The 1,151-nt window shown below is 32.7% G+C and carries 1 protein-coding gene and 1 pseudogene; both read left to right on the top strand.

Annotated elements, in window-relative coordinates:
• A partial coding sequence (locus IQ242_RS25390; RefSeq protein ID WP_305070296.1) for a DapH/DapD/GlmU-related protein occupies positions 1-196 on the top strand: 196 nt, incomplete at its 5' end.
• A gap of 173 nt (positions 197-369) precedes the next feature.
• Positions 370-1,151: pseudogene (locus IQ242_RS25385) on the top strand (ABC transporter transmembrane domain-containing protein); the annotation flags it as partial.

Genomic DNA, 1,151 nt, shown 5'->3' with positions numbered 1-1,151 from the left:
TGCTAAGGATGTTGATATACAATCTGCACCCGTGGTGATAGAAGATCATGTTTGGATTGGATTTAATGTTGGTATTCTTAAAGGGTTTACGATTGGGAAAGGAGCAATTATTGGAGCAGGTTCTGTTGTAACAAAAGATGTAGAACCTTTTACTGTTGTTGCTGGTAATCCTGCCAAAATTATCAAACGATTATGAATCTGATTCAATTCGGTTAGTATTCATTCCTGAACTGTAGAAAATCCCGAAAATAGTAATAATATAATTTCTGATAATAATGCAGATTTTTATGGTATGCTGAATTAGTGTCTAACTTAAGAGATAGACATTCAAAGTTCTAATGTCCCTCATTTTAGAGTAAGGAGAATCCTATGAATGTTGCTGAAAAAACCTCAGATAGTATAAATCTCAAAGAAGATGTCCGAACTTTCAATCAATCTCTTCAAGAATTTTTAAGATTTATTCAAGTTTATTGGTATCCTAAAGAACACCAGGATAGAGCCTTTTCACAGATTATTCGTTCCTGGGGAATGCTCGTTTTATTGTTTTTATTATTAGTGGGATTAGTAGGTCTTAATGCGTTTAATAGTTTTGTTTTTAGAGACTTAATTACCTTCACAGAAGCTAGGGATGTAGAAAAATTAACTCATCTTGTCATTATTTATGGGATTACCCTAGGTAGTATGACGTTTTTCGGAGGATTGTCCAAGTTTCTTAAACAACTAATTGCGCTGGATTGGTATCAATGGATCAATAGTAGTATCTTGCAAAAATATTTTAAAAATCGTGCTTATTATCAAATCAATTTTAAAAGAGATATTGAAAATCCAGATCAACGTTTATCCCAAGAAATTCAACCCATCACCAGAACAACGATGGACTTTTTAACAACTTGCGTCGAAAAACTCATGGAGATGATGGTTTTTATTGTCATCCTTTGGTCAATTTCTAGAACCATTTCTATTGTGCTTTTGGTTTATACGATTATTGGAAATATTCTTGCTACCTATATTACTCAACAATTAAATAAAGTCAGTAAACAACAATTAGAAACCGAAGGAACCTATAAATACGCCATTACTCATGTTCGGACTCACGCCGAATCAATTGCATTTTTTAGAGGGGAAGAAAAAGAGTTAAATATTAGTAAAAG

It is taken from the genome of Microcystis sp. LEGE 08355, assembly GCF_015207185.1.
Lineage (GTDB): Bacteria > Cyanobacteriota > Cyanobacteriia > Cyanobacteriales > Microcystaceae > Microcystis > Microcystis panniformis.
This window is presented reverse-complemented; position numbering and strand designations above follow the sequence as displayed.